This is a genomic window from Hyphomicrobium sp. (genome assembly GCF_036262015.1).
Classification (GTDB): domain Bacteria; phylum Pseudomonadota; class Alphaproteobacteria; order Rhizobiales; family Hyphomicrobiaceae; genus Hyphomicrobium_C.
Genome location: NZ_DATAJR010000005.1, coordinates 146,632 through 166,570, shown reverse-complemented (window position 1 = coordinate 166,570; position 19,939 = coordinate 146,632). Strand labels below are relative to the sequence as shown.

Here is a 19,939-nt window from a genome sequence, read left to right as displayed (position 1 = left end):
ATCAGCTTCAGGCGGGGTCTTCGGGCGCAAAATAGCGTTTCCAGATCGCTTTCGGACCGAGCGTTTCAACAAACGCGCGGTGCGCCGCGATCAATTCGTCCGTCACACGGACAGGCAACGGCACGGGACGCGGACCGCGCGCAGCAACGCTTCCTGCAAGGGTCCGGTCGACTGCTCCGCCGCGCTCGGCCTGCAGACCCAGGCTTGCCTGACGCTCGCCCAATAGCTCGACGTAGACCTGCGCGAGCAGGAGCGAGTCCATCAGCGCGCCGTGCTTGATGCGCTTCGAATTGTCGATGCCGTAGCGTTTGCAGAGCGCATCGAGACTATTCGGGCCCGCGGGATGACGACGTCGCGCGAGCTGCAACGTGTCGACCACCCGGCTCATGGAGATGGCCTGATATTTCAGGCGCTCCAGCTCCATGTTGAGGAAGCCGACGTCGAAGACGGCATTGTGAATGACGAGCGTATCGCCGGCGATGAAGTCGACGAATTCTTGTGCAACCTCGTTGAAGAGAGGCTTGTCGTGCAAGAACGCCGTCGAAATGCCATGCACGGCCTCCGCTTCCGCCGGCACAGACCGTTCGGGATTGATGAAGCGATGAAACTCACGCCCCGTCGGAATACGATTGACGAGTTCGATGCACCCGATTTCGATCAACCGATCTCCTTTGCGGGGATCAAGGCCGGTTGTCTCGGTGTCGAGCACGATTTCGCGCAGCATGAAGGGCCTTCGTTTTGCGGAGGACGACAGAAACAACGCGATACGGGCAGGGGCTCCGTCGAACGCGAGGCTGGTCAGGGCAGTTGCCAGTCGCGGACAAACGCGTGGGCAGGCTTCGACTTGAGCGCAGTCAGAATAGCATCGACTTGCGCTTCGGTGTCCGCGAAGGTCCCTCCGGTATCCACAACGAAGTCAGCCCGTAGGCGCTTTTCTGCATCGGGAAGTTGCCGCGCGAGCAGGGCATCGAGGCGGTCGTCCGTCATGCCGGGGCGTTCCAGCACACGCGCACGCTGGTGGTGGGCCGGGGCGGAGACGACGACAACGACGTCTACGTGCTCGTTGCGTCCGACTTCCAGGAGCAGCGGAATCTCCAGGACCGCCACGGCGGTTCCACTGCGCTGGGCGTCATTCAGAAAACGCTGCTCCGCATCGTGAACCAGGGGATGCACGATTTCCTCAAGCTTGCGGAATTGGCCCTCATCCTTTGCCAATGCGGCAGCAAGCCTGGCGCGATCCACCTGCCCTGCCGACGTCGTTCCGGGAAACGCCTTTTCGATCAGTGGTGCGGCTTCCGCTGCATAAAGTCTGTGCACCTCGGCGTCGGCATCGAAAACAGGAACGCCACGGGCGCGGAGCAACCCCGCAACCGTCGACTTTCCCATGCCTATCGATCCAGTCAGGCCGACAATCAGCATCAGGCCGCCTCGATGTCGGCTGCGATCTTTTCGTAGAGCTCGTCGGTCACCTCGGGCCGGACTCCGAACCATTTCTCAAATCCGGGAACGGCCTGGTGCAGCAACATGCCCAGGCCATCGACCGTACGCAGACCGTGGCGCCGGGCTTCACGAATGAGTGGCGTCTCGAGCGGCACGTAGACAATATCGGACACGATGCAGTCCGGATGAAAGTCCGCGAAATCCATCTCGAGCGAGCCGACGCCCTTCAATCCCACCGATGTCGTGTTCACGAGCACGGAGGCTTCGGTCGAAGCGCGGGAGCGCTGGTCCCACTGCATAACCCTCAATCGCGGACCGAAGTCTTGTGCCATGGCTTCCGCGCGCTCGGCCGATCTGTTGAAGATACGGATCTCGGAAACGCCCGCTTCGAGAAAACCGTAGGCGATCGCGCGGGCGGCGCCTCCGGCTCCGAGAATCGCAACCGGTGCATCGCGGCGGCTCCAATCCTCGACCTTGCTCGCCAAGTACGTCATGTAGCCGTAGGTGTCGGTGTTCGCCGCACAAAGCTGGCCCTTCTCAAGCCAAAGCGTGTTGGCTGCTCCGACGGCGACGGCGGAGGGATCTCTCACATCTGCCGTGCGGAACGCGGCTTCCTTGTGGGGGATCGTCACGTTGCAGCCCGCCAAGCCTTCGGCATCGAGCGCGCGCAGGAAGGTTTCGATCTTGTCGACCGGAACGGCGCGCTTGGTATAGCTGCCCTCAATGCCATAGTGGGCGAGCCAATATCCATGAATTGCAGGCGAGCGCGAATGTTCGATGGGCCAACCGATAACGCATGCGCGCTTCATGACTCGAGGACCTCGCGGCGCCGGAGCTCGGCCAGGAGCGGCAGCAGAGGCAGGCCCAAAATCGTCGCGTGATCCCCGTCAATGGCTTCGAAGAGCTGCACGGCGGGGCCTTCGATCTGATAGGCGCCGACGGACGAAAGCACCTCATCGCCGGCGTGGTCGAGATAGCGATCGAGCGCGGTTTCGCTGAAGTTTCGCATGGTCAGTCGCGCGGTTTCGACATTCCGCCATTCGACGTTGCCGTTCTTCGAAAGCGCCACAGCGGAATGCAGCGCGTGCGTTTTTCCGCGAAGAGCAAGGAGGCAATCGCGCGCTTCGGACAGGGATTTCGGCTTTTCAAACAGGCGCCCTTCAAACGAAAGTACCTGATCGGCGCCGATGACGACGGCGCCGGGCTCGAGCGCGCTTACGGCCTTCGCCTTTTCGTCCGCTAACGTCTGCGCGATGGATTCATGTGAAACATGAGAATTCTCGGTGAGCAGGGCATCGCGAATCGCGGCTTCGTCCACGTCAGCAGGATAAATCCAGATCGCAATTCCTGCCGCTTCCAGCAGCGCACGCCGTGTTGCACTGCCCGAGGCCAGAATCAGCCGACCGCCTTCATTCGTCATGACTCGGCCCACCGGCAGCGTCCGCAGCTACCGCCTCCTCTTTGTCCGCCCTAAGATCATGCATCAACCGGATGATCGTCGCGGCCGTTTCCTCGACTGAGCGGCGCGTGACATCAATCACCGGCCAGCCGTGCTGCGCACAGATCTTCCGGGTAAAGGCAATCTCGGCGGCGATGCGGCTGCGGTCCACATAGTCGTCGAGATCCCGGTCGCCGATCAGAAGCGCCCGGTTGCGACGGACCTCCGCAATCCGGTCCGGGCTCGCGATGAGGCAGACGACAAACGCCGAATGCTGGCTCGCGATCTCTTCGGGAAACGGTAGGGACGGAACGATCGGAACGTTGGCAGTCTTGTAGCCGCGCTGGGCCAGATAAATGCTGGTCGGCGTCTTGGAGGTCCGGGAGATGCCGAGAAGAATGATGTCGGCTTCATTGAGATCTTGCGGCAGACGGCCGTCGTCGTGCGCCATCGTAAAATTCAGGGCATCGATGCGGCGAAAATAATCCGCGTCGAGAACGTGCTGTCCGGCCACGGTCGGTGTCTGCGGTGCGCCGAGATACGATTCGAACACCTGCATGATCGGCTGCAACACCGCAAGGCAGGGCACTTTCAACTCTTTGCAGCGCTGCTCCAACTCCGCGATCAGGTCGAGATTGACGATCGTATAGAGCACGATGCCGGGCGCCTGCTCGATCTCCTGAAGAACGCGCTTCAACTGGCGCGCGTTGCGAACGAGCGGATGCACGTGGTCGATTGGCCGGACCTGCGCATATTGCACGGCGGCTGCTTTGGCGATCGTCGTAAGGGTCTCGCCCGTGGAATCGGAGACGAGATGGAGATGGAAGTAGCTCGGCTGGCTGTGGGCCATCTGTGGATCAGGCGCCTTCTTTTGCACGGCCCTGGCCATCCATCCGGCGGACGGTGGGAAAGGTGTGCTGGTTATCCACGGGGATACCCATATTAGCTCCGAAGTGAACCAAATTTCTTAGCCGACGCCTGTCCCTGTTGATTGGTAAACACTCGACAGGCTCCCACGCACATTCAACACCATATCCCCAGCGCCTGCGACCGGACGTTCTCGCACAAGTGGTTGACTCTTCTGGCTTGCCCCGGTCCTAGTGGCGCGCGGCGAACGGGTACACCAAGTTTTGGCTGGGCTCCGTCCCGGAGTCCATAAGCATGGGACAAGCCAGGGATAGGACGGAAATTCCCGACATCCCCGCCCCTAATAACAATAATAACAACCTTAGAAGACTCTTTGATTATTGAAGGGAAGATAATGGGCGAGAGTGGAGAGCGCAGGACCGCGACGGCTACCGAACGGAGATTTCTGGAACCGTTCAGAGGCGAGGCGCTGGATGTGCCGCCGATCTGGCTTATGCGGCAGGCAGGACGTTACCTGCCGGAGTATCGTGCGACGCGCGCGGAAGCCGGGGGGTTTCTGAAGCTCTGCTACACGCCGGCTCTTGCCGCCGAGGTAACGCTGCAGCCGATCCGGCGCTACGGCTTCGATGCGGCCATTCTGTTCTCTGACATTCTGGTCGTGCCGGATGCGCTGGGGCAAGGCGTGCGGTTTGTCGAGGGTGAGGGACCGCGCCTCGATCCCATCCGCTCAAGCGCGGATTTGGCCCAGCTCGATCCCGACAAAACGGCGGAAAAATTCGGGCTCGTGTCGGAAACGGTCGCCCGGCTGCGCCAGGACCTGCCGACGGAAACAGCGTTGATCGGGTTTTGCGGGGCGCCGTGGACGGTTGCGACCTACATGGTTCAGGGGCAAGGGTCTCCGGACCAGGCCGAGGCTCGCCTTTGGGCGTATCGCGACCCCGACGGGTTTGGGCAGCTGATTGAGATGTTGGTCGAGACTTCGATCACCTATCTCGACCAGCAGGTGAAGGCAGGGGCAGATTGTCTGCAGATTTTCGACACTTGGGCCGGGTCTTTGCCGGATGATGAGTTCGATCGCTGGGTGGTGGCGCCGACGCGGGCGATCCGCGAGGCGATCAAGGACCTGCATCCGGATGTTCCGGTGATTGGATTCCCCCGCGGAGCCGGGGCGACCGCCGTTTGGTACGTTTCCGAGACGGGGGTGGATGGGATCGGTTGCGATACCGCGACGCCTCCGTTCGTCATGAGCGAGGCCTTCGAGGACGAGGACGTCGTCGTGCAGGGCAATCTCGACCCGCTGCTGCTGGTTGCAGGCGGCAGCCGGCTCGACGAGCGTGTGGATGAAATCCTCGATCTCATGCGGGGCAAAAGATTCATTTTCAACCTGGGGCATGGAATCGTGCCACAAACCCCGCCGGAGCACGTGGCGCAGCTGGTGAAACGAGTGCGCGCACGGTCATAATCATATTTATATCAAAGGCTTGATCGCGATTTATGGCCGACGCTGCCAAACAGGAGATGTCTGCGGCCAAGAGGGCCACAGTTGCGCTTGGCGTGACTGCCGTGCTGTGCGTTGCGGCCATGGTGCTTGTCGGGCCGGCGGCCTATCCCTGGCTCAAGGCCGTGCACGTCATTGCCGTTATTTCCTGGATGGCGGGAATGTTGTACCTGCCGCGCCTCTTCATCTACCACTGCGATGCGGCGCCAGGCTCGGAGATGTCCGAAACCTTCAAGGTCATGGAAGGGCGGTTGCTGCGGATCATCATCAATCCGGCGATGGTCGTGACCTGGGTTCTCGGCCTTTGGCTCGCTTGGCAGGGCGGGCATTTTGCCGCCGGATGGTTGCACGCAAAACTGGCATTGGTTTTGGCCCTGTCCGCAGTCCACGGCTACTTTTCGGCTTCAGTTCGCCGATTTGCCGAGGATCGGAATACGGTCGGCAGCCGTCAATGGCGGATGTGGAACGAAGTCCCGACCCTGCTTATGATCGGCATTGTCATTCTTGTGATCGTGAAACCCTTTTAGGAGTCTGGCGTTCTCGTCGAGACGCTTTCGCTGATCTGATTCGTTTGCTATAGAAGGGCTAGATGACCTCTGCCCCGGCCTCTCCGGCCAGGGCTTTGGCTGCGCGGCGTTTCGCCTTCGAGCCAAAACCGGCTGTCCAGCCATATCTGAAAATTCCCCACCTTCAGGCCCGGCACTTCCAACCTCCCACCTTGTCTGCCGAGGCCGCTATGGAGCGGTTTCATGACCGAAATGAAGCTCGAGGACCTCAAGCTTAAGTCCCCCACCGAGCTATTGAGTTTTGCCGAAGAAGTCGGCGTCGAGAATGCCAGCACAATGCGCAAGCAGGAGCTGATGTTTGCGACGCTGAAGCAGCTGGCGGCCAAGGATATCGAGATCACCGGCGTCGGCGTGGTCGAGGTTCTGCAGGATGGTTTTGGCTTCCTGCGCTCGCCGGACGCCAACTATCTTCCCGGTCCCGACGATATCTATATTTCACCCTCGCAGATCCGCCGCTTTGCCTTGCGCACGGGCGATACGGTCGAGGGACAGATCCGGAGCCCGAAAGAGGGCGAGCGCTACTTCGCTCTTCTCAAGGTGAACCGGATCAACTTCGAAGACCCCGAGAAGGTCAAACACAAGATCCACTTCGACAACCTGACGCCGCTCTATCCGACGAGCTGGCTCAAGATGGAAATCGAAGATCCAACCATCAAAGATCTCTCGGCCCGAGTCATCGATATCGTCGTGCCGCTCGGCAAGGGCCAGCGCGCGTTGATCGTCGCCCCGCCGCGCACCGGTAAGACGGTTCTGCTCCAGAACATTGCCCATTCGATCACGGCCAATCACCCCGAGTGCTACCTCATCGTGCTGCTCATCGACGAGCGCCCGGAGGAAGTCACGGACATGCAGCGGTCGGTGAAAGGGGAGGTGATCTCCTCGACGTTCGATGAGCCGGCGTCGCGGCACGTCCAGGTTTCGGAGATGGTGATCGAGAAGGCCAAGCGCCTCGTCGAGCACAAGCGTGACGTCGTGATTCTGCTCGACTCGATTACGCGTCTCGGCCGTGCGTACAACACTGTCGTGCCGTCCTCCGGCAAGGTGCTGACGGGCGGCGTTGACTCCAATGCTCTTCAGCGGCCGAAGCGGTTCTTCGGCGCAGCGCGCAACATCGAGGAAGGCGGATCGCTGACCATCATTGCGACGGCGCTGATCGAGACCGGCAGCCGCATGGACGAAGTGATCTTCGAAGAGTTCAAGGGCACCGGTAACTCGGAAATCATTCTCGACCGCAAGGTTTCGGACAAGCGCGTGTTCCCGTCGATCGACATCGCGCGCTCCGGTACCCGCAAGGAGGATCTCCTGGTGCCGAAGGACCAGCTCAAGAAGGTCTATGTGCTGCGGCGTATCCTCAATCCGATGGGCACCATGGATGCCATCGAGTTCCTCATCGACAAGCTGCGGTCGACAAAGACCAACGGCGAGTTCTATCAGTCGATGAACACCTGAGCGCCCACCATTCTGTCGAAAGAGGCCGCGGAAACGCGGCCTTTTTTGTTGGTCCTTATTCGTCGAACGGCCAAAAGGCGCGGACTTCCAGCCGTCCTGTCGTCGCCAAGGGATGCTTGGCCGCAATGGTGATCGCTTCCTCCAAGCTGTCGCAGTCGAGGATGTCGAAACCGACGATGACCTCTTTGGATTCCGCAAAGGGACCGTCGGTGACGACGATCTTACTATCTCGCACGTGGACGGTTTTGGCTTCGGCGGTCGGTCTCAGACGGTTGCCTGTGATGCGCCTCTTGCCTGCTTCTGCGACCCATTCATCCGCGCCGGCAGGCTTCTTGTGAATGATCTTCATTTCCGATTCGGTTGTGACGAACATCATGAATTTCATCGCGGTCCTCTCGATTGACTGCCTAGCGATAGGACGTTTGGCTTGGCCGAGGTCCGACAAATGGAGCCGGCCGACAAAAAAAGGGCCACCAATTTCTCGGTGGCCCTCAAATTACTCTTTGCGCATCCAAGTTTAACGCGCCGTTGGAAGTGTTCCGCGTGCGGGTTCTGGATCGTGCGCTGCGTCAGCCGCAGACGGAGAGACATAAGGCGTTCCGGGCTTGTAGTGGAACGGGAACGCGAGGTGCTCGCGATACGAGGTCGGGAACTGGGGCACGTCGTCGATGCCCATGTCCTTGGCCGTGATCGGACGCGGGGGCTCCGGCGCGAACGTGCCGAACATGCGATCCCACAGCGTCAGGAACAGGCCGAAGTTCACATCACCTTCCTTGCCCCAATTGACGTGGTGCAAGTGATGGATGCGGCCGATCGAGAGGTGATTGCGGAACGGTCCCAGGGCGGCGTTGACGTTCGAGTGCTGCACGATGAGCTGCACCGAGATGACGAAGCCGAGCAAAGCGGCGACTTCGACCGGCATGCCGAGCAGAGCCATCGGCGCGGTGCCGATCGCCATGTCGAGCGCCTGATGCAACGGATGGCGTACGAGGCCATTGAATCCATAGATGCGCGCGGCACCGTGATGAACGGCGTGCAGCTTCCACAGCGTTGCATAGCGATGGCTGAGGAAGTGAATGAGCGTGAACATGAAGTCCGCGACAAGCACAGCCAGGGCGAGCTGGCCAAGGATCGGCCAGTCGCGCGGCCAGACGTTCAGCAGCGACCCCTGCGGAATTTGCAGGATGTAGGCGACCAGCGGGATCATGAGAACGCCGGTTGCGCTCGTGCCCTCGTAGACGATGGTGTGCCAGAGGTTCACGTTGTCGTCGCCGTGCGACTGGTTCCATTCCTCGTGGAAGGGGAGCACGCGCTCGGCGAAGAAGGCGGTCGCGAAAGCGATCGCAAGGAGCGGAAGCAGCCAGGCATAGTGCCAGATGTGCGATTGACTGTGGGTCACGGCGTAGATCGCTGCGCCGTTGAGAACGATCAACATGAACGGGACGTACCCGTAGCGGACGATGGTACGTAGAAGTCCGGAATTCATGTCCACCTCAATTCTATAACTTCCAGCCGCTTCATACGCTTACACTGGTTCGCGTGGCACACAGGAAGTCTAACCGTGGTAAATGCAGTTTTCACTGCATAAATTGTCATCGTGCCCGCAAGAAAACTTGATCCTCCTCAAATGGATCGAAGGTCGGTCAACACTTGTCGCAGGTCTGTTCCTTGCGTAACAGGCGGTGAGCACTGAGGTCCGACGCAAGCATAAGCTGTTGTCCGTCCGCCGTCTGTCTTTTTGCCCCTCAGCACCTCTGGCCCGAGGTTCTGCACCTCGTCCGTGGTTTCAAGCTCGAGCGTACCCGGCATCGATACGCCGTGAAGGGCATTTCGGATGTCCGTGGCAGAATCATCCGTACCCTTTACTAGTACAACGAGTTGTGGAGACAAGAGATCGATTGCCGCGGCGAGGAGTCCAGTGTGACCGGTAAGGTTCCTGGATAAGTCCCCGGAGAAGGCGCGCGATATTGCCTCCGCCCGTTCGACGAAACGTTGCTCTCCGGTGAGGGTTCCGATGTTGACAAGGTTTGTAAGCATCGTGGCATTGGCGGAGGGCGTGGCATCGTCGGTGGCTGTTCTCAAGCGCACGATAACGTCGCGGGTGTCGTCGGCCGCCGTGCAGTAGCCGCCCGGCTCTTGCCAGTAGTGTGCGTCGAGGATCTCGACCCAACGGATGGCCTGCGCGAGGTAGCGTTGATCGGAGGTCGCCTGGTAAAGGCGGAGCGCGCCCCAGATCATATTGGCGTAATCGGTGGCCGTTGCCGGGGCTCGCCCCTTACTGTCACGGACAGAGTGAACGAGGCGATCACCTGCCATCATCTTTTCGGTGACGAAGGTGAAGGCTTCGCGCGCCATGGTCACCCAGGGTGAACGATTGAAAACGACACCGGCACGCGCGAGCGCACCGATCATCAACCCGTTCCAGTCGGCCAGCACCTTGTCGTCCCAACCCGGCCGGATGCGTTTCGCACGGACCTCGAGCAGTTTGGCGCGGAGCTCGGCGAGCCTTGCTTCCTCGTCGTCGCTGCCAAGACCCGGCGCCTTGAGGCGGTTCAGGATGGTGTGGCCTTCCCAGTTGCCATCGGGGGTGACGTCGTAGGCAGTCGCGAAGACGGCCGCGTCTTCGGCGCCGAGGACCTTTTCGATTTCGTCCGCTGTCCAGACGTAGAACTTTCCTTCCTCGCCTTCCGAGTCCGCATCGAGCGCGGCCGCGAACCCGCCACCGTCGACCACCATCTCGCGGGCGACCCAGTCGACCGTCTCGGCGATGCGCGTTTCGAGGAGCGGACTCCTGGTCTCGCGCCAGACCTCGGTCATGAGATCGATGAGGAGCGCGTTGTCGTAGAGCATCTTCTCGAAGTGCGGCACGAGCCAGAGCTCATCCACCGAGTAGCGCGAGAAGCCGCCGCCGAGGTGATCGTAGATGCCGCCCTGGCTCATGCGCTCGAGCGTCTTCGCCACGGCCGCCTTCGCGGGCTCCTGCCGATAGCGGATGGCGCCGCGCCAGAGCAGCCAGAAGAAACTCCACTGCGGAAACTTGGGAGCGCCGGTGATCCCGCCATGGATGGGATCGACCACCCGTGTCAGGCGCTGGGTGATCTCGTCCAACAATGTATCCGTCACCGTCGCGCCGGAGCCTTCACCGGCCTTCTCGGACAGGGCCGCGATCAGGGCCTCGGCGTTGCTGGCGACCTTCTCCGGCTCCTTGTGATAGATCGCCGAGATCCTCTCCAGCACGTCGACGAACGCGGGCCGCTCGTACATGCCGACCTTCGGAAAGTAAGTGCCGCCCCAGAACGGGCGTGCATCGCTGTCGAGGAACATGGTCAGCGGCCAGCCGCCCTGCTGCCCGAGACGGTGAAGGGCGCCCATGTAGATGGCATCGATGTCGGGCCGCTCCTCGCGATCGACTTTGATGTTCACGAAGTGATCGTTCATCACCCTTGCCGTCACCTCGTCCTCGAAGCTCTCGTGCGCCATCACGTGGCACCAGTGACAGGCGGAGTAGCCGATGGACAGCAGGATGGGCTTGCCGGTCCGCTTGGCTTCATCCAGGGCTTCGGGTCCCCAGGCCCACCAATGGACGGGGTTGTCCCGGTGCTGGATGAGGTAGGGGCTGCTCTCGTCGCCGAGGCGGTTGCGGCTCATGGCTTGTCCTGACGTTTTCGGCTGGGCGATCTCTGGTGTAAGACGCCGAGGGATAGAGACGTTCCGAGCAAAGTCCAGTCAGCAAAGTCTAGTCATGGTCCAGCTTCCCGCCCAGCCCATCGGGCCCACCATCTTCGCCCTGGCGAGTGCCCCCGGCCGCGCGGGCGTCGCCGTCATCCGTGTGTCGGGCGAGGGCGCGAGCCGCGTCCTCGATTACATGGCGGGTCCGCGTCCCCCTGCAAGGCGGGCCTCCGGGCGCTTCATTCGTCATCCCGAGAGCGGCGAGAAGCTCGACCATGGCGTTGTGCTCTGGTTCCCGGGCCCGAAGAGTTTCACGGGTGAAGATGTCGCTGAGCTTCATCTCCACGGTGGACGTGCGGTGGTGCAGGCGGTGCTCGGTGCGCTCGCGATCATGCCGGGGCTTCGGATGGCGGAGCCCGGCGAGTTCGCCCGGCGCGCCTTCGAAGCGGGGAAGCTCGATCTGGCGGAGGTCGAGGGCCTGGCCGATCTCATCGATGCCGAGACGGAAGGACAGCGGCGGCAAGCGCTGGCGCAGGCGTCGGGCGCGCTGTCAGATCTCTACGACGGATGGCGGGCGAGCCTGATCGAGGCGCTGGGTCTCATCGAAGCGGGGCTCGACTTTGCGGATGAAGGCGACATCGGCGCCAAGACCTTCACCGATGCGACAGCGGTCATCAAGGTGATGGCTCAAGCGGTGACCCATCACCTCGAGGATGGTCATCGCGGCGAGATCCTGCGCGACGGGTTTCGGGTGGCGCTCACCGGGCCGCCGAACGCCGGCAAGTCCAGTCTCCTGAATGCGCTGGCCCGGCGCGACGTGGCCATCGTCTCCGATGAGGCCGGGACGACGCGCGATGTGATCGAGGTGCGTCTCGATCTCGGCGGGGTACCGGTCATCGTCTCCGACACGGCGGGCTTTCGGGAAACCCAAGGTGCCGTTGAGCGGGAGGGGATGCGGCGCAGCCAGGCGGCTGCGGAGGCGGCCGATCTCGTGCTCTGGCTCACGGACGCGAGCGCGCCGCAGACGGTGCTGCCGCCAGAGCTGGCGGCTGTCGCCGACCGCACGCTGCTCGTGCTCAACAAGGTCGATCTGCTTTCCGACGGAGCGGCGCCCGCACTGCCCGACGACATGGTGCCACTGTCCGTGAAGACAGGTTCCGGCGTCGATGACCTCATGAAGCGTCTCGCGGTGATCGCTCATGAGCGCATCGGTCACCACGCGGAACCCGCCCTCACGCAGGTCCGTCACCGCAACTTGGTGGAAGGATGCCGCGCGGCCCTGCAGGCGTTTCTCGATGGCTCACCGGACGAGGTGGAGCTTCGCGCGGAGGATTTGCGGCGCGCGGCCGATGCGCTGGGCCGCATCACCGGCCGGGTGGATGTGGAGGATGTGCTGGATCACATCTTCGGCCGATTTTGTATCGGGAAGTAAGCGGCGCGCAATTCAGAATTCGGCACGTGATGTTTCACGTGAATCCAAAACGATCCGTCCGTCCGGGCGAATGCCGGACTGTTTGACAAGCGCATAGTCGAACGATCCGGCACGCGATGTTTCACGTGAATCCAATTTTCGGACGGATCGAAACAGTTCCGAATTGTTGGCCGCTCATGATGGCGATGGCACGTTATGTTTCACGTGAATCCATTTCGGAACCAGATTCGGCACCATTTGTTTCACGTGAATCCGAAAGTCCGGATTTGCCCAAGGTGTTCACTTGAAGAAGTCGTTTTCTCTCACAAGAACATCTCTGAGGTCTTGTTCTCCTGTCCAAGTGCCCATGAGCATGCTGCTGGCGTTGCCCGAGAGGATGGATCTTAGCGAGTCATCGTAGCCAATTTTTAGGTAGTCTAGCTTCTCGCGTACCCGAAAGACGAACTCGTCAAGAAGGCCTCGATAAGCTTGAAGCCACACCATTACGCCCTTCGTTTCGAACTCCTCTGTACTGGTTCGAAGAGGATCATGTTTTGCGGCAGCGCCATACCGGCCGACTTGGTCGAAGGCGTCAATTCGCCGGAGAAACTCTCGGGCATTGGAATCTATGAAAATCGGGTCGTATGGAGCGCAGGTGTCGGCAAGTTCGAGTAGGCTGTGGGTCTCGGTATATTTCTGAGCCTCCTGAACTGACAGCGCCTTCATGTACTTCTCGCACGCTTGTTGGGCTAGAAAGCCGGCCCGCGAATTGAACCCAGCCCCCAGAAAGCTCACCATACGCGCTAGCAGATAATCTTTGTCCGCTTCGACGGAGAAGACCGAGAAGGAAAGCTGGTCGTCACGACCCTTGGCACTTTGCTCGCCATCGGAGGCTCTCCGCTGTGAGATCTAGTCGTGGCTACACACTTGCAAACTGTTTCACGTGAATCCATTTCCGGCGGGAAACGGCATGACGTGTTTCACGTGAATCACCCCGACTAGTGGCTGACGAGGCTTGAGGTCAGTTCGGTCGACGAGACGACGGTGTCGGTGGGCATGCTGAGGGCGAGGGGGAAGCTGCTCGAGGTGGTGCGGGCGCTTGCGGTCTGCGTCGCGGGGCGGCAGCGGTCCATGGCCAGAGTGTTCAGGTATTCGTTTCGCTGCGACAGCGCGTGGGCCTCTTTGCCCGCCGCATTCTGGAGATCGAGGCCGAACCAGGCGGGCCAGACCATGAAGCCGACGACGCCGGCGACGGCGTTCTGGCCCATCTTCCAGTTCTGCTCCGTTGCGAGCTCGGAGATGCGCTGATTGTTGCTCTGGGTTTCGGTCTGGATTTGCGCGCAGGATATCTGCGTGTCCGCGACCTGGACCAGAGGTGCGATTTGCGGTGCGCGGCCCGCGCACCCGGATAACGCGACGGCGAGAACGCCTACGCCCACAACGAACTTGCACATAAACGACCATCCCCTGATGGATCCTACTCAGAGGCCGATACGCACAAGAACCTGAAGCGGCTGGGTTCAGGCTGACGAGCAATTGGGGTGGGCGTATGCGTCGATTGCGCCTATCCACATGAATCACTGCGTTTGCAGCGCTGCGGCGCCGCTTTGACCGGCGCGTGGGGGTCGAGTATTCCTCCGCGCAGGCGTGACCGAGACGTGCGGGTGACGGGCTGATGGCCGAACGGACTTTCGATGTGATCGTGGTGGGCGGCGGACATGCGGGCGTGGAAGCAGCCGCTGCGGCTGCGCGCATGGGTGCAGCCGTGGCGCTCGTCACGCATCGCTTCGAGACCATCGGCGAAATGTCCTGCAATCCGGCGATCGGAGGGCTCGGGAAGGGCCATTTGGTGCGCGAGATCGATGCGCTGGACGGCCTCATGGGGCGCGTGGCGGATGCGGCCGGCATTCAGTTCCGGCTGCTCAACCGCTCGAAGGGTCCGGCGGTGCAGGGGCCTCGCGCGCAGGCGGATCGGAAGCTCTACCGCGAGGCTATGCAGCAGGCCGTACGTGAGACGCCGGGGCTGACGGTGCTCGAAGGCGCAGTTGAGGATCTGATCGTCACCGGCGACGTAGTGGGCGGCGTCATCACGCAGGATGGCGCGCATATCCGGGCCGGAGCCGTGGTTTTGACCACTGGTACTTTTCTCAATGGTCTCATTCACTTAGGCGAACAAACTCATCCGGCAGGTCGCGTTGGCGACGCGCCCGCGCTGAAGCTGTCGGAACGGCTCTACGGGCTGGGCCTCAAGATGGGGCGGCTGAAGACGGGGACACCTGCGCGGCTCGATCGGAAGTCGATCGATTGGGACGCTCTCCCGCAGCAGGACGCGGACGCCGATCCGGTGCCATTCTCGTTCCTGACCGAGAAGATCACCAATCCTCAGGTGACGTGCGCCATCACGTCGACCAGCGAGGCCACGCACGACATCATCCGCGCCAATCTTGCGCGTTCGCCCATGTATTCGGGGCAGATCGCGTCGCGGGGGCCGCGCTATTGTCCGTCCATCGAGGACAAGGTGGTGCGGTTCGCCGACCGGACCGCGCACCAGGTGTTCCTGGAGCCCGAAGGTCTCGACGACGATACGGTCTATCCGAACGGCGTTTCGACGTCCCTTCCTGCCGATGTGCAAGAGGCTTTTCTCAAGACTCTTCCGGGGCTTGATCGTGTTGTCTTAAAGCGCCCTGGATACGCGATCGAGTACGACTACGTCGATCCGCGGGAGCTTCTGCCGACGCTCGAGACGAAGCTGCTCAAGCGCTTGTTCCTGGCCGGGCAGATCAACGGCACCACCGGGTATGAGGAAGCGGGCGCGCAGGGGCTCGCGGCTGGATTAAATGCGGCTTTGCGCGTGTCCGGCGGGGCTAAGACACTCGTTCTGTCACGTGCGGATGCCTATCTTGGAGTCATGATCGACGATCTCGTGACCCGCGGCGTCACCGAGCCTTATCGGATGTTCACGTCGCGCGCCGAATTTCGCTTGCGGTTACGGGCAGATAACGCAGATCAGCGCTTGAGTCCGATTGGAGAACAGATCGGCTGTTTGAGCCCGCTTCGTTCACGGTTGTATTCTAATAAAAACAACAAGTTATCCGAACTTGCTAATGTTCTTTCTCATAAATCGCTGACTCCGTCGGAAGCAGAACGAAACGGAATCGAAATCAACAAGGACGGCCGGCGCCGTTCCGCGTTCGAGCTTCTTTCCTATCCTGGTATCGACTTCCGCCGCTTGGCTCAGATTTGGCCTGAGCTCGGTTCGGCCGATCCCGCCATTGCTGCCCAGATCGAGATCGACGCGCGCTACGCGTCCTATGTGGAGCGGCAGGACATCGACGTGGCCGCGCTCCGGAAAGACGAGGCGATCGAGATTCCGGCCGATTTTGACTATGCAACTTTGCCAAGCCTCAAGGCGGAGCTGCGCCACAAGCTTTCCGAGCAGCGTCCGGCGACACTCGCTCAGGCCGGGCGTATCGAAGGCATGACGCCGGCGGCTCTCATGTTGATTTTGGCTACGGTGAAAAAGCTGGCGCCACGGAAGCGCGTTTCATGACGGCCGAACCGGGCCGTATCGCCTCGGCCGAGGCGTTCCAGGAGGCGTTCGGCGTTTCACGTGAAACGCTCGACCGGCTCAGGATTTACGAAGGCCTGCTCAGGACTTGGCAGCGCACAATTAACCTCGTTTCGCCGGCCACGCTGGACGAGGCATGGCACCGGCATTTCGCTGATTCCGCTCAGCTTTTGAAGTTTGCCCCGGAGGGAGGAAAATTCTGGCTGGATCTCGGGTCGGGGGGCGGATTTCCCGGGCTTGTCCTGGCGATTTTGCTCGCGGAGCGAAATCCCGACGCCCGCATGACCCTAGTCGAGAGCGATTCCCGCAAGGCGGCCTTCCTGGGCGAGGTGGCCCGAAAAACTGGGGTTGCTGTGGAGATTCGTGTTGAGCGGAGCGAAAAGGCCGCGACTCAGCTTAAGTCTCAGATAAAAGACGTGATCACGGCGCGTGCGTTGGCGCCTCTGCCGAAGCTTCTGGGGCTAGTTCAGCCGTTTTTTTCTCCCCAGACAGTGGCCCTTTTTCCGAAGGGGCGGGACGCAGAGGCTGAAATTCGTGAGGCGAGGGGCCAGTTTGAGTTCGATTGCTCGCTTGCTCCCAGCCTGACCGACGCCGAGGCGCGTATTGTGATCTTGCGGAATTTGGCTGGAAAGTCGGAGGGTTAGTCCCGTGACAGGCCTCACTACGAAACTCAGAACGCTGGCGATCGCCAATCAAAAGGGCGGCGTCGGCAAAACCACGACGGCAATCAATCTCGGGACCGCCTTGGCCGCGATCGGCGAGCGCGTTCTCGTTATCGACCTCGATCCGCAGGGCAACGCCTCGACGGGCCTTGGCGTGCCGCCGGAATCCCGCACGCGGACCTCCTACGATGCCGTCATGGGGACGGTTAGCCTCATGGAGGCGGCCGTTCAGACCGCCATTCCTGGGCTTTTGGTCGTCCCAGCCAACCAGGATCTGGTGGGACTGGAATCGGATCTCTCCGGCGAGGCGAGCCGGGCTTACAAGCTGCGGAACGCCGTAGCGGCTCTCGCGGCCCAGTCGGTGGGCAAGCCGGCCGATCAGGCCATCAAGTACGTCCTGATCGACTGCCCGCCGTCGCTCAATATTCTGACGCTCAATGCGCTGGCGGCTGCGGATGCGGTTTTGGTGCCGGTTCAGTGCGAATTCTTCGCGCTGGAAGGCATTTCGCAGCTCAAGGACTCTATCGATCAGATCCGAGCCACGCTCAATCCGACGCTGGAAATCCAGGGCGTCGTTCTGACCATGCATGACGCGCGGACGACGCTGTCGCGCGAAGTCGCGGACGAAGTCCGGGCCTTTTTCGGGCCCAAGGTCTACGAGTCCGTTATTCCGCGGAATACGCGCGTGGCGGAGGCGCCGTCGCATGGCAAGCCAATCCTGCTCTACGACTACGACTGTGCCGGAAGCCAGGCCTATATCCGCCTCGCGACCGAAATCATCCAGCGTGAGCGTCAAACCAAAGCTGCGTAACGGCCTATAAACTCACGAATAAACGGGTTACGTCATGAATGTTCCGCTACCCAAGAGCCGGCTTGGCCGGGGTCTCGCCTCGCTGATCGGAGACGCGCCGTCGCCGGGCCAGCCGCGTGTCCCCGCCGAAGGGGAGCAGCGGATGCTGGCGGTTAGCCAGCTGAGAAGCGGCCGGTTCAACCCGCGCAAGGATTTTGCCGAGCAGGATCTGGCCGAATTGGCGGAGTCGATCCGCACCAAGGGTCTGGTCCAGCCGATCGTCGTCCGGCCGCATCCCGAGGAAGTTCAGGCTTACGAAATTGTTGCCGGCGAACGGCGGTGGCGCGCGTCGCAAAAGGCCGGGATCCACACGGTTCCGGTCATTGTTCGCGACCTGTCGGATCGCGAGGTTCTCGAGCTTGCTATCATTGAGAACGTCCAGCGCGCCGACCTCAACGCCATCGAAGAAGCTGGCGGCTATCGCGAACTGATCGAGCGGTTCGATTACAGCCAGGAGCAGGTGTCAGAGATTATCGGAAAAAGCCGCAGCCACGTGGCTAACACTTTGCGGTTGCTCAAGCTTCCAGAGCAGGTCCAGGCTTTCGTTCAGAGCGGAAAGCTCACGGCTGGGCATGCGCGAGCTCTCGTCGGCCGCGAGGATGCCGAGGCGCTGGCGCAGCGGATCATGGAGCAGGACCTCAACGTGCGAGAGGCCGAGGCGCTCGTTCAGGTGGGTGGGCCGATCGGCGTTGCGGGCTCGACCGGTGCGCGCAAGGTGCGGGACAAGGACCCGGATACGAAGGCCTTCGAGAAGGAGTTGGCGGATTCGCTGGGGCTCAAGGTCGAGGTGAAGCGCGGCTCAGGCGAGAGCGGCAATCTGGTCATCAAGTACGGCAACTTCGACCAGCTCGACTATATCCGCATGCGGCTTGCCGGTTCGCAAGACGGCTAAGCCTGACTGAGGCGCAGAATATTAAGATCTTGCGGTCTAAACGCTCGACAATGCGCGACCCTGGCGGCAGGGTCGCGCTCGATTTTTTGCATCTCCGGATGAACCGGCGCCCATGAACAGCGATGTCCTTTCTCGATTGGTTGAGACGATCAAGGCCCGGCGCACCGAGTCGGCGGAGAAGTCGTATACGCGCCAGCTGCTCGAGGCAGGTCCGGAGCGATGTGCCAAGAAGCTCGGCGAAGAAGCTGTTGAGACCGTGATCGCCGGCGTTAGCCAGAGTGACGATGCGCTGCGTGCGGAAGCAGCTGATTTGCTCTATCATCTGATGGTTTTGTTGGAAGCGCGCGGCGTTGCGTTCGACGATGTCCTGGCCGTTCTGGAGGCCCGCACTACGCAATCGGGGCTGGCTGAGAAGGCCGCCAGAAAGCTTTGAAGGAGAAGCCAAAATAGGCTTCCTGGTGATCCGCCATGAGTACGCTGCGGGATACGGTTGCTTCGCGCGAGGGCCTTCGCCTTGAACTGGTCAGTGGGCACGGCGCTGAGGTTCCGTTCTCGCCCTACCGGGTTTTTACGTGCGAGCAATGGGCCAAGTTGCGCGCCGATACGCCGATGACCCTCGAGCCGCATGAACTCGAGGTTCTGTCCGGTCTGTTGGAAGAATTGTCCATGGAAGAGGTCGAGACGATTTATCTCCCTCTGTCCCGCCTGCTCAATCTCTATGTGGCGGCCGCTCAGAAGCTCCACGCTGTCAGCTCCACCTTTCTCGGCCGCACGGATTGTAAAGTGCCGTTCATCATCGGTGTGGCGGGGTCGGTCGCGGTCGGTAAGAGTACGACAGCGCGTGTTTTGCGGGCGTTGCTCGCGCGGTGGCCGGACCATCCGCGCGTGGATTTGATCACGACGGACGGCTTTCTCTATCCGAACCGCGAACTCGAAGCCCGCAATCTCATGGACCGGAAGGGCTTCCCGGAGAGCTTCGACACGGCCCGGCTCCTAAGCTTCCTTGTCGACGTGAAGAGCGGCAAGGAACATATTGAAGCGCCAGTCTATTCTCATTTCCACTACGACATAATTCCCGGCCAGAAAGTGGTGATTGAACGGCCGGACATCCTGATCGTTGAAGGTCTCAACGTGCTGCAGCCGGCGACTTTCGACAAGGGCACCGAGTCCGGGCCGTTCGTCTCCGACTTCATCGACTTCTCGATCTTCATCGATGCGGATCCGGAGATCATCGAGACCTGGTATGTGGAGCGCTTCATGCGCCTGCGCAGCACGGCTTTCCGCGATCCGGCCGCTTTCTTTCATCGCTACGTGACGCTGACGCACGACAATGCAGTGGCCCGTGCGCTCGAACTGTGGCGCACGATCAATCTCAAGAACCTGATGGGGAACATTTTGCCGACCCGGGCGCGCGCGCGGCTGATCCTCCGCAAAGCGAAAGATCACCGGATCAGCACTGTTGCGCTGCGAAAGCTCTGAGCGAATCAGGGCACTTTCGGAACAAAATTCCGCATTCAGACGTTCAGGCGTACCACAACGGGCAAGGCGCGTCGCCTTGCCGCGCAGTTTTTTCTGCGTGAACGGAACGGTTTGCCTGTTCCCGACCTAAATCGGGAATTCGTCCCTCTA

General features: G+C 61.2%; 20 protein-coding genes. 10 read left to right on the top strand and 10 right to left on the bottom strand.

What is annotated here, in order from left to right; genetic code table 11:
* Positions 1-7: 7 nt before the first annotated feature.
* From dnaQ to VHO05_RS05260, 5 genes are all read right to left on the bottom strand, one after another.
* Positions 8-721 carry a DNA polymerase III subunit epsilon gene (gene dnaQ / locus VHO05_RS05280; RefSeq protein ID WP_329645602.1) on the bottom strand — a complete coding sequence of 238 codons (714 nt, stop codon included), beginning with the start codon at positions 719-721 and terminating at the stop codon, positions 8-10.
* A gap of 77 nt (positions 722-798) precedes the next feature.
* The gene (gene coaE, locus VHO05_RS05275; protein ID WP_329645575.1) at positions 799-1,419 is read right to left on the bottom strand and encodes a dephospho-CoA kinase; all 621 of its coding nucleotides are present in this window, start codon (positions 1,417-1,419) and stop codon (positions 799-801) included.
* Positions 1,419-2,249 carry a shikimate dehydrogenase gene (locus VHO05_RS05270; protein ID WP_329645574.1) on the bottom strand — a complete coding sequence of 277 codons (831 nt, stop codon included), beginning with the start codon at positions 2,247-2,249 and terminating at the stop codon, positions 1,419-1,421. The genes coaE and VHO05_RS05270 overlap by 1 nt, the downstream gene beginning before the upstream one ends.
* Complete coding sequence (locus VHO05_RS05265; protein ID WP_329645573.1) at positions 2,246-2,860, bottom strand: Maf family protein; 615 nt, start codon at positions 2,858-2,860, stop codon at positions 2,246-2,248. The genes VHO05_RS05270 and VHO05_RS05265 overlap by 4 nt, the downstream gene beginning before the upstream one ends.
* Entirely contained in the window at positions 2,850-3,728 is an 879-nt protein-coding gene (locus VHO05_RS05260) for a pyruvate, water dikinase regulatory protein (RefSeq protein WP_329645601.1), read from the bottom strand. The genes VHO05_RS05265 and VHO05_RS05260 overlap by 11 nt, the downstream gene beginning before the upstream one ends.
* A 411-nt stretch (positions 3,729-4,139) precedes the next feature.
* Here VHO05_RS05260 and hemE point away from each other — a divergent pair, with 411 nt between their 5' ends.
* The 3 genes from hemE to rho all read left to right on the top strand — a co-directional run bounded on the left by hemE (position 4,140) and on the right by rho (position 7,258).
* Positions 4,140-5,207 carry a uroporphyrinogen decarboxylase gene (gene hemE / locus VHO05_RS05255; RefSeq protein ID WP_329645572.1) on the top strand — a complete coding sequence of 356 codons (1,068 nt, stop codon included), beginning with the start codon at positions 4,140-4,142 and terminating at the stop codon, positions 5,205-5,207.
* 32 nt (positions 5,208-5,239) lie between these two features.
* On the top strand, positions 5,240-5,770 hold the full coding sequence (gene hemJ, locus VHO05_RS05250; protein WP_329645571.1) for a protoporphyrinogen oxidase HemJ: 531 nt from the start codon (positions 5,240-5,242) through the stop codon (positions 5,768-5,770).
* 222 nt (positions 5,771-5,992) lie between these two features.
* A complete protein-coding gene (rho, locus tag VHO05_RS05245; protein ID WP_329645570.1) occupies positions 5,993-7,258 on the top strand; it encodes a transcription termination factor Rho in 1,266 nt (421 codons plus the stop codon).
* A 55-nt stretch (positions 7,259-7,313) separates the two neighbouring features.
* Here the strand turns inward: rho and VHO05_RS05240 are convergent, their stop codons facing one another.
* The 3 genes from VHO05_RS05240 to VHO05_RS05230 form a co-directional block, all read right to left on the bottom strand.
* Positions 7,314-7,634, bottom strand: a complete 321-nt coding sequence (locus tag VHO05_RS05240; protein WP_329645569.1) for a YciI family protein — start codon at positions 7,632-7,634, stop codon at positions 7,314-7,316.
* Between the two features lie 141 nt (positions 7,635-7,775).
* Positions 7,776-8,744, bottom strand: coding sequence for a sterol desaturase family protein (locus VHO05_RS05235; RefSeq protein ID WP_329645568.1), 969 nt, complete (start codon positions 8,742-8,744; stop codon positions 7,776-7,778).
* A 137-nt stretch (positions 8,745-8,881) separates the two neighbouring features.
* Positions 8,882-10,906 carry a thioredoxin domain-containing protein gene (locus tag VHO05_RS05230; RefSeq protein ID WP_329645567.1) on the bottom strand — a complete coding sequence of 675 codons (2,025 nt, stop codon included), beginning with the start codon at positions 10,904-10,906 and terminating at the stop codon, positions 8,882-8,884.
* Positions 10,907-11,000: 94 nt separating this feature from the next.
* On the opposite strand from VHO05_RS05230, the gene mnmE reads away from it, so the two are divergent.
* A complete protein-coding gene (gene mnmE / locus VHO05_RS05225) occupies positions 11,001-12,359 on the top strand; it encodes a tRNA uridine-5-carboxymethylaminomethyl(34) synthesis GTPase MnmE (protein ID WP_329645566.1) in 1,359 nt (452 codons plus the stop codon).
* A 279-nt stretch (positions 12,360-12,638) separates the two neighbouring features.
* On the opposite strand, the gene VHO05_RS05220 is transcribed toward mnmE, so the two are convergent.
* Positions 12,639-13,136, bottom strand: coding sequence for a HEPN domain-containing protein (locus tag VHO05_RS05220; protein WP_329645565.1), 498 nt, complete (start codon positions 13,134-13,136; stop codon positions 12,639-12,641).
* Between the two features lie 200 nt (positions 13,137-13,336).
* Positions 13,337-13,792 carry a hypothetical protein gene (locus tag VHO05_RS05215; protein WP_329645564.1) on the bottom strand — a complete coding sequence of 152 codons (456 nt, stop codon included), beginning with the start codon at positions 13,790-13,792 and terminating at the stop codon, positions 13,337-13,339.
* 221 nt (positions 13,793-14,013) lie between these two features.
* Here VHO05_RS05215 and mnmG point away from each other — a divergent pair, with 221 nt between their 5' ends.
* The 6 genes from mnmG (at position 14,014) to coaA (ending at position 19,789) form a co-directional block, all read left to right on the top strand.
* Positions 14,014-15,888, top strand: a complete 1,875-nt coding sequence (gene mnmG, locus VHO05_RS05210) for a tRNA uridine-5-carboxymethylaminomethyl(34) synthesis enzyme MnmG (RefSeq protein ID WP_329645563.1) — start codon at positions 14,014-14,016, stop codon at positions 15,886-15,888.
* Positions 15,885-16,550, top strand: a complete 666-nt coding sequence (rsmG, locus tag VHO05_RS05205; RefSeq protein ID WP_329645562.1) for a 16S rRNA (guanine(527)-N(7))-methyltransferase RsmG — start codon at positions 15,885-15,887, stop codon at positions 16,548-16,550. The genes mnmG and rsmG overlap by 4 nt, the downstream gene beginning before the upstream one ends.
* 4 nt (positions 16,551-16,554) lie before the next feature.
* Entirely contained in the window at positions 16,555-17,379 is an 825-nt protein-coding gene (locus tag VHO05_RS05200) for a ParA family protein (RefSeq protein ID WP_329645561.1), read from the top strand.
* A 34-nt stretch (positions 17,380-17,413) separates the two neighbouring features.
* On the top strand, positions 17,414-18,310 hold the full coding sequence (locus VHO05_RS05195) for a ParB/RepB/Spo0J family partition protein (protein ID WP_329645560.1): 897 nt from the start codon (positions 17,414-17,416) through the stop codon (positions 18,308-18,310).
* A gap of 112 nt (positions 18,311-18,422) precedes the next feature.
* Positions 18,423-18,743, top strand: coding sequence for a phosphoribosyl-ATP diphosphatase (locus tag VHO05_RS05190; protein WP_329645559.1), 321 nt, complete (start codon positions 18,423-18,425; stop codon positions 18,741-18,743).
* Positions 18,744-18,778: 35 nt separating this feature from the next.
* Positions 18,779-19,789, top strand: a complete 1,011-nt coding sequence (coaA, locus tag VHO05_RS05185; RefSeq protein ID WP_329645558.1) for a type I pantothenate kinase — start codon at positions 18,779-18,781, stop codon at positions 19,787-19,789.
* Positions 19,790-19,939 lie beyond the last annotated feature (150 nt).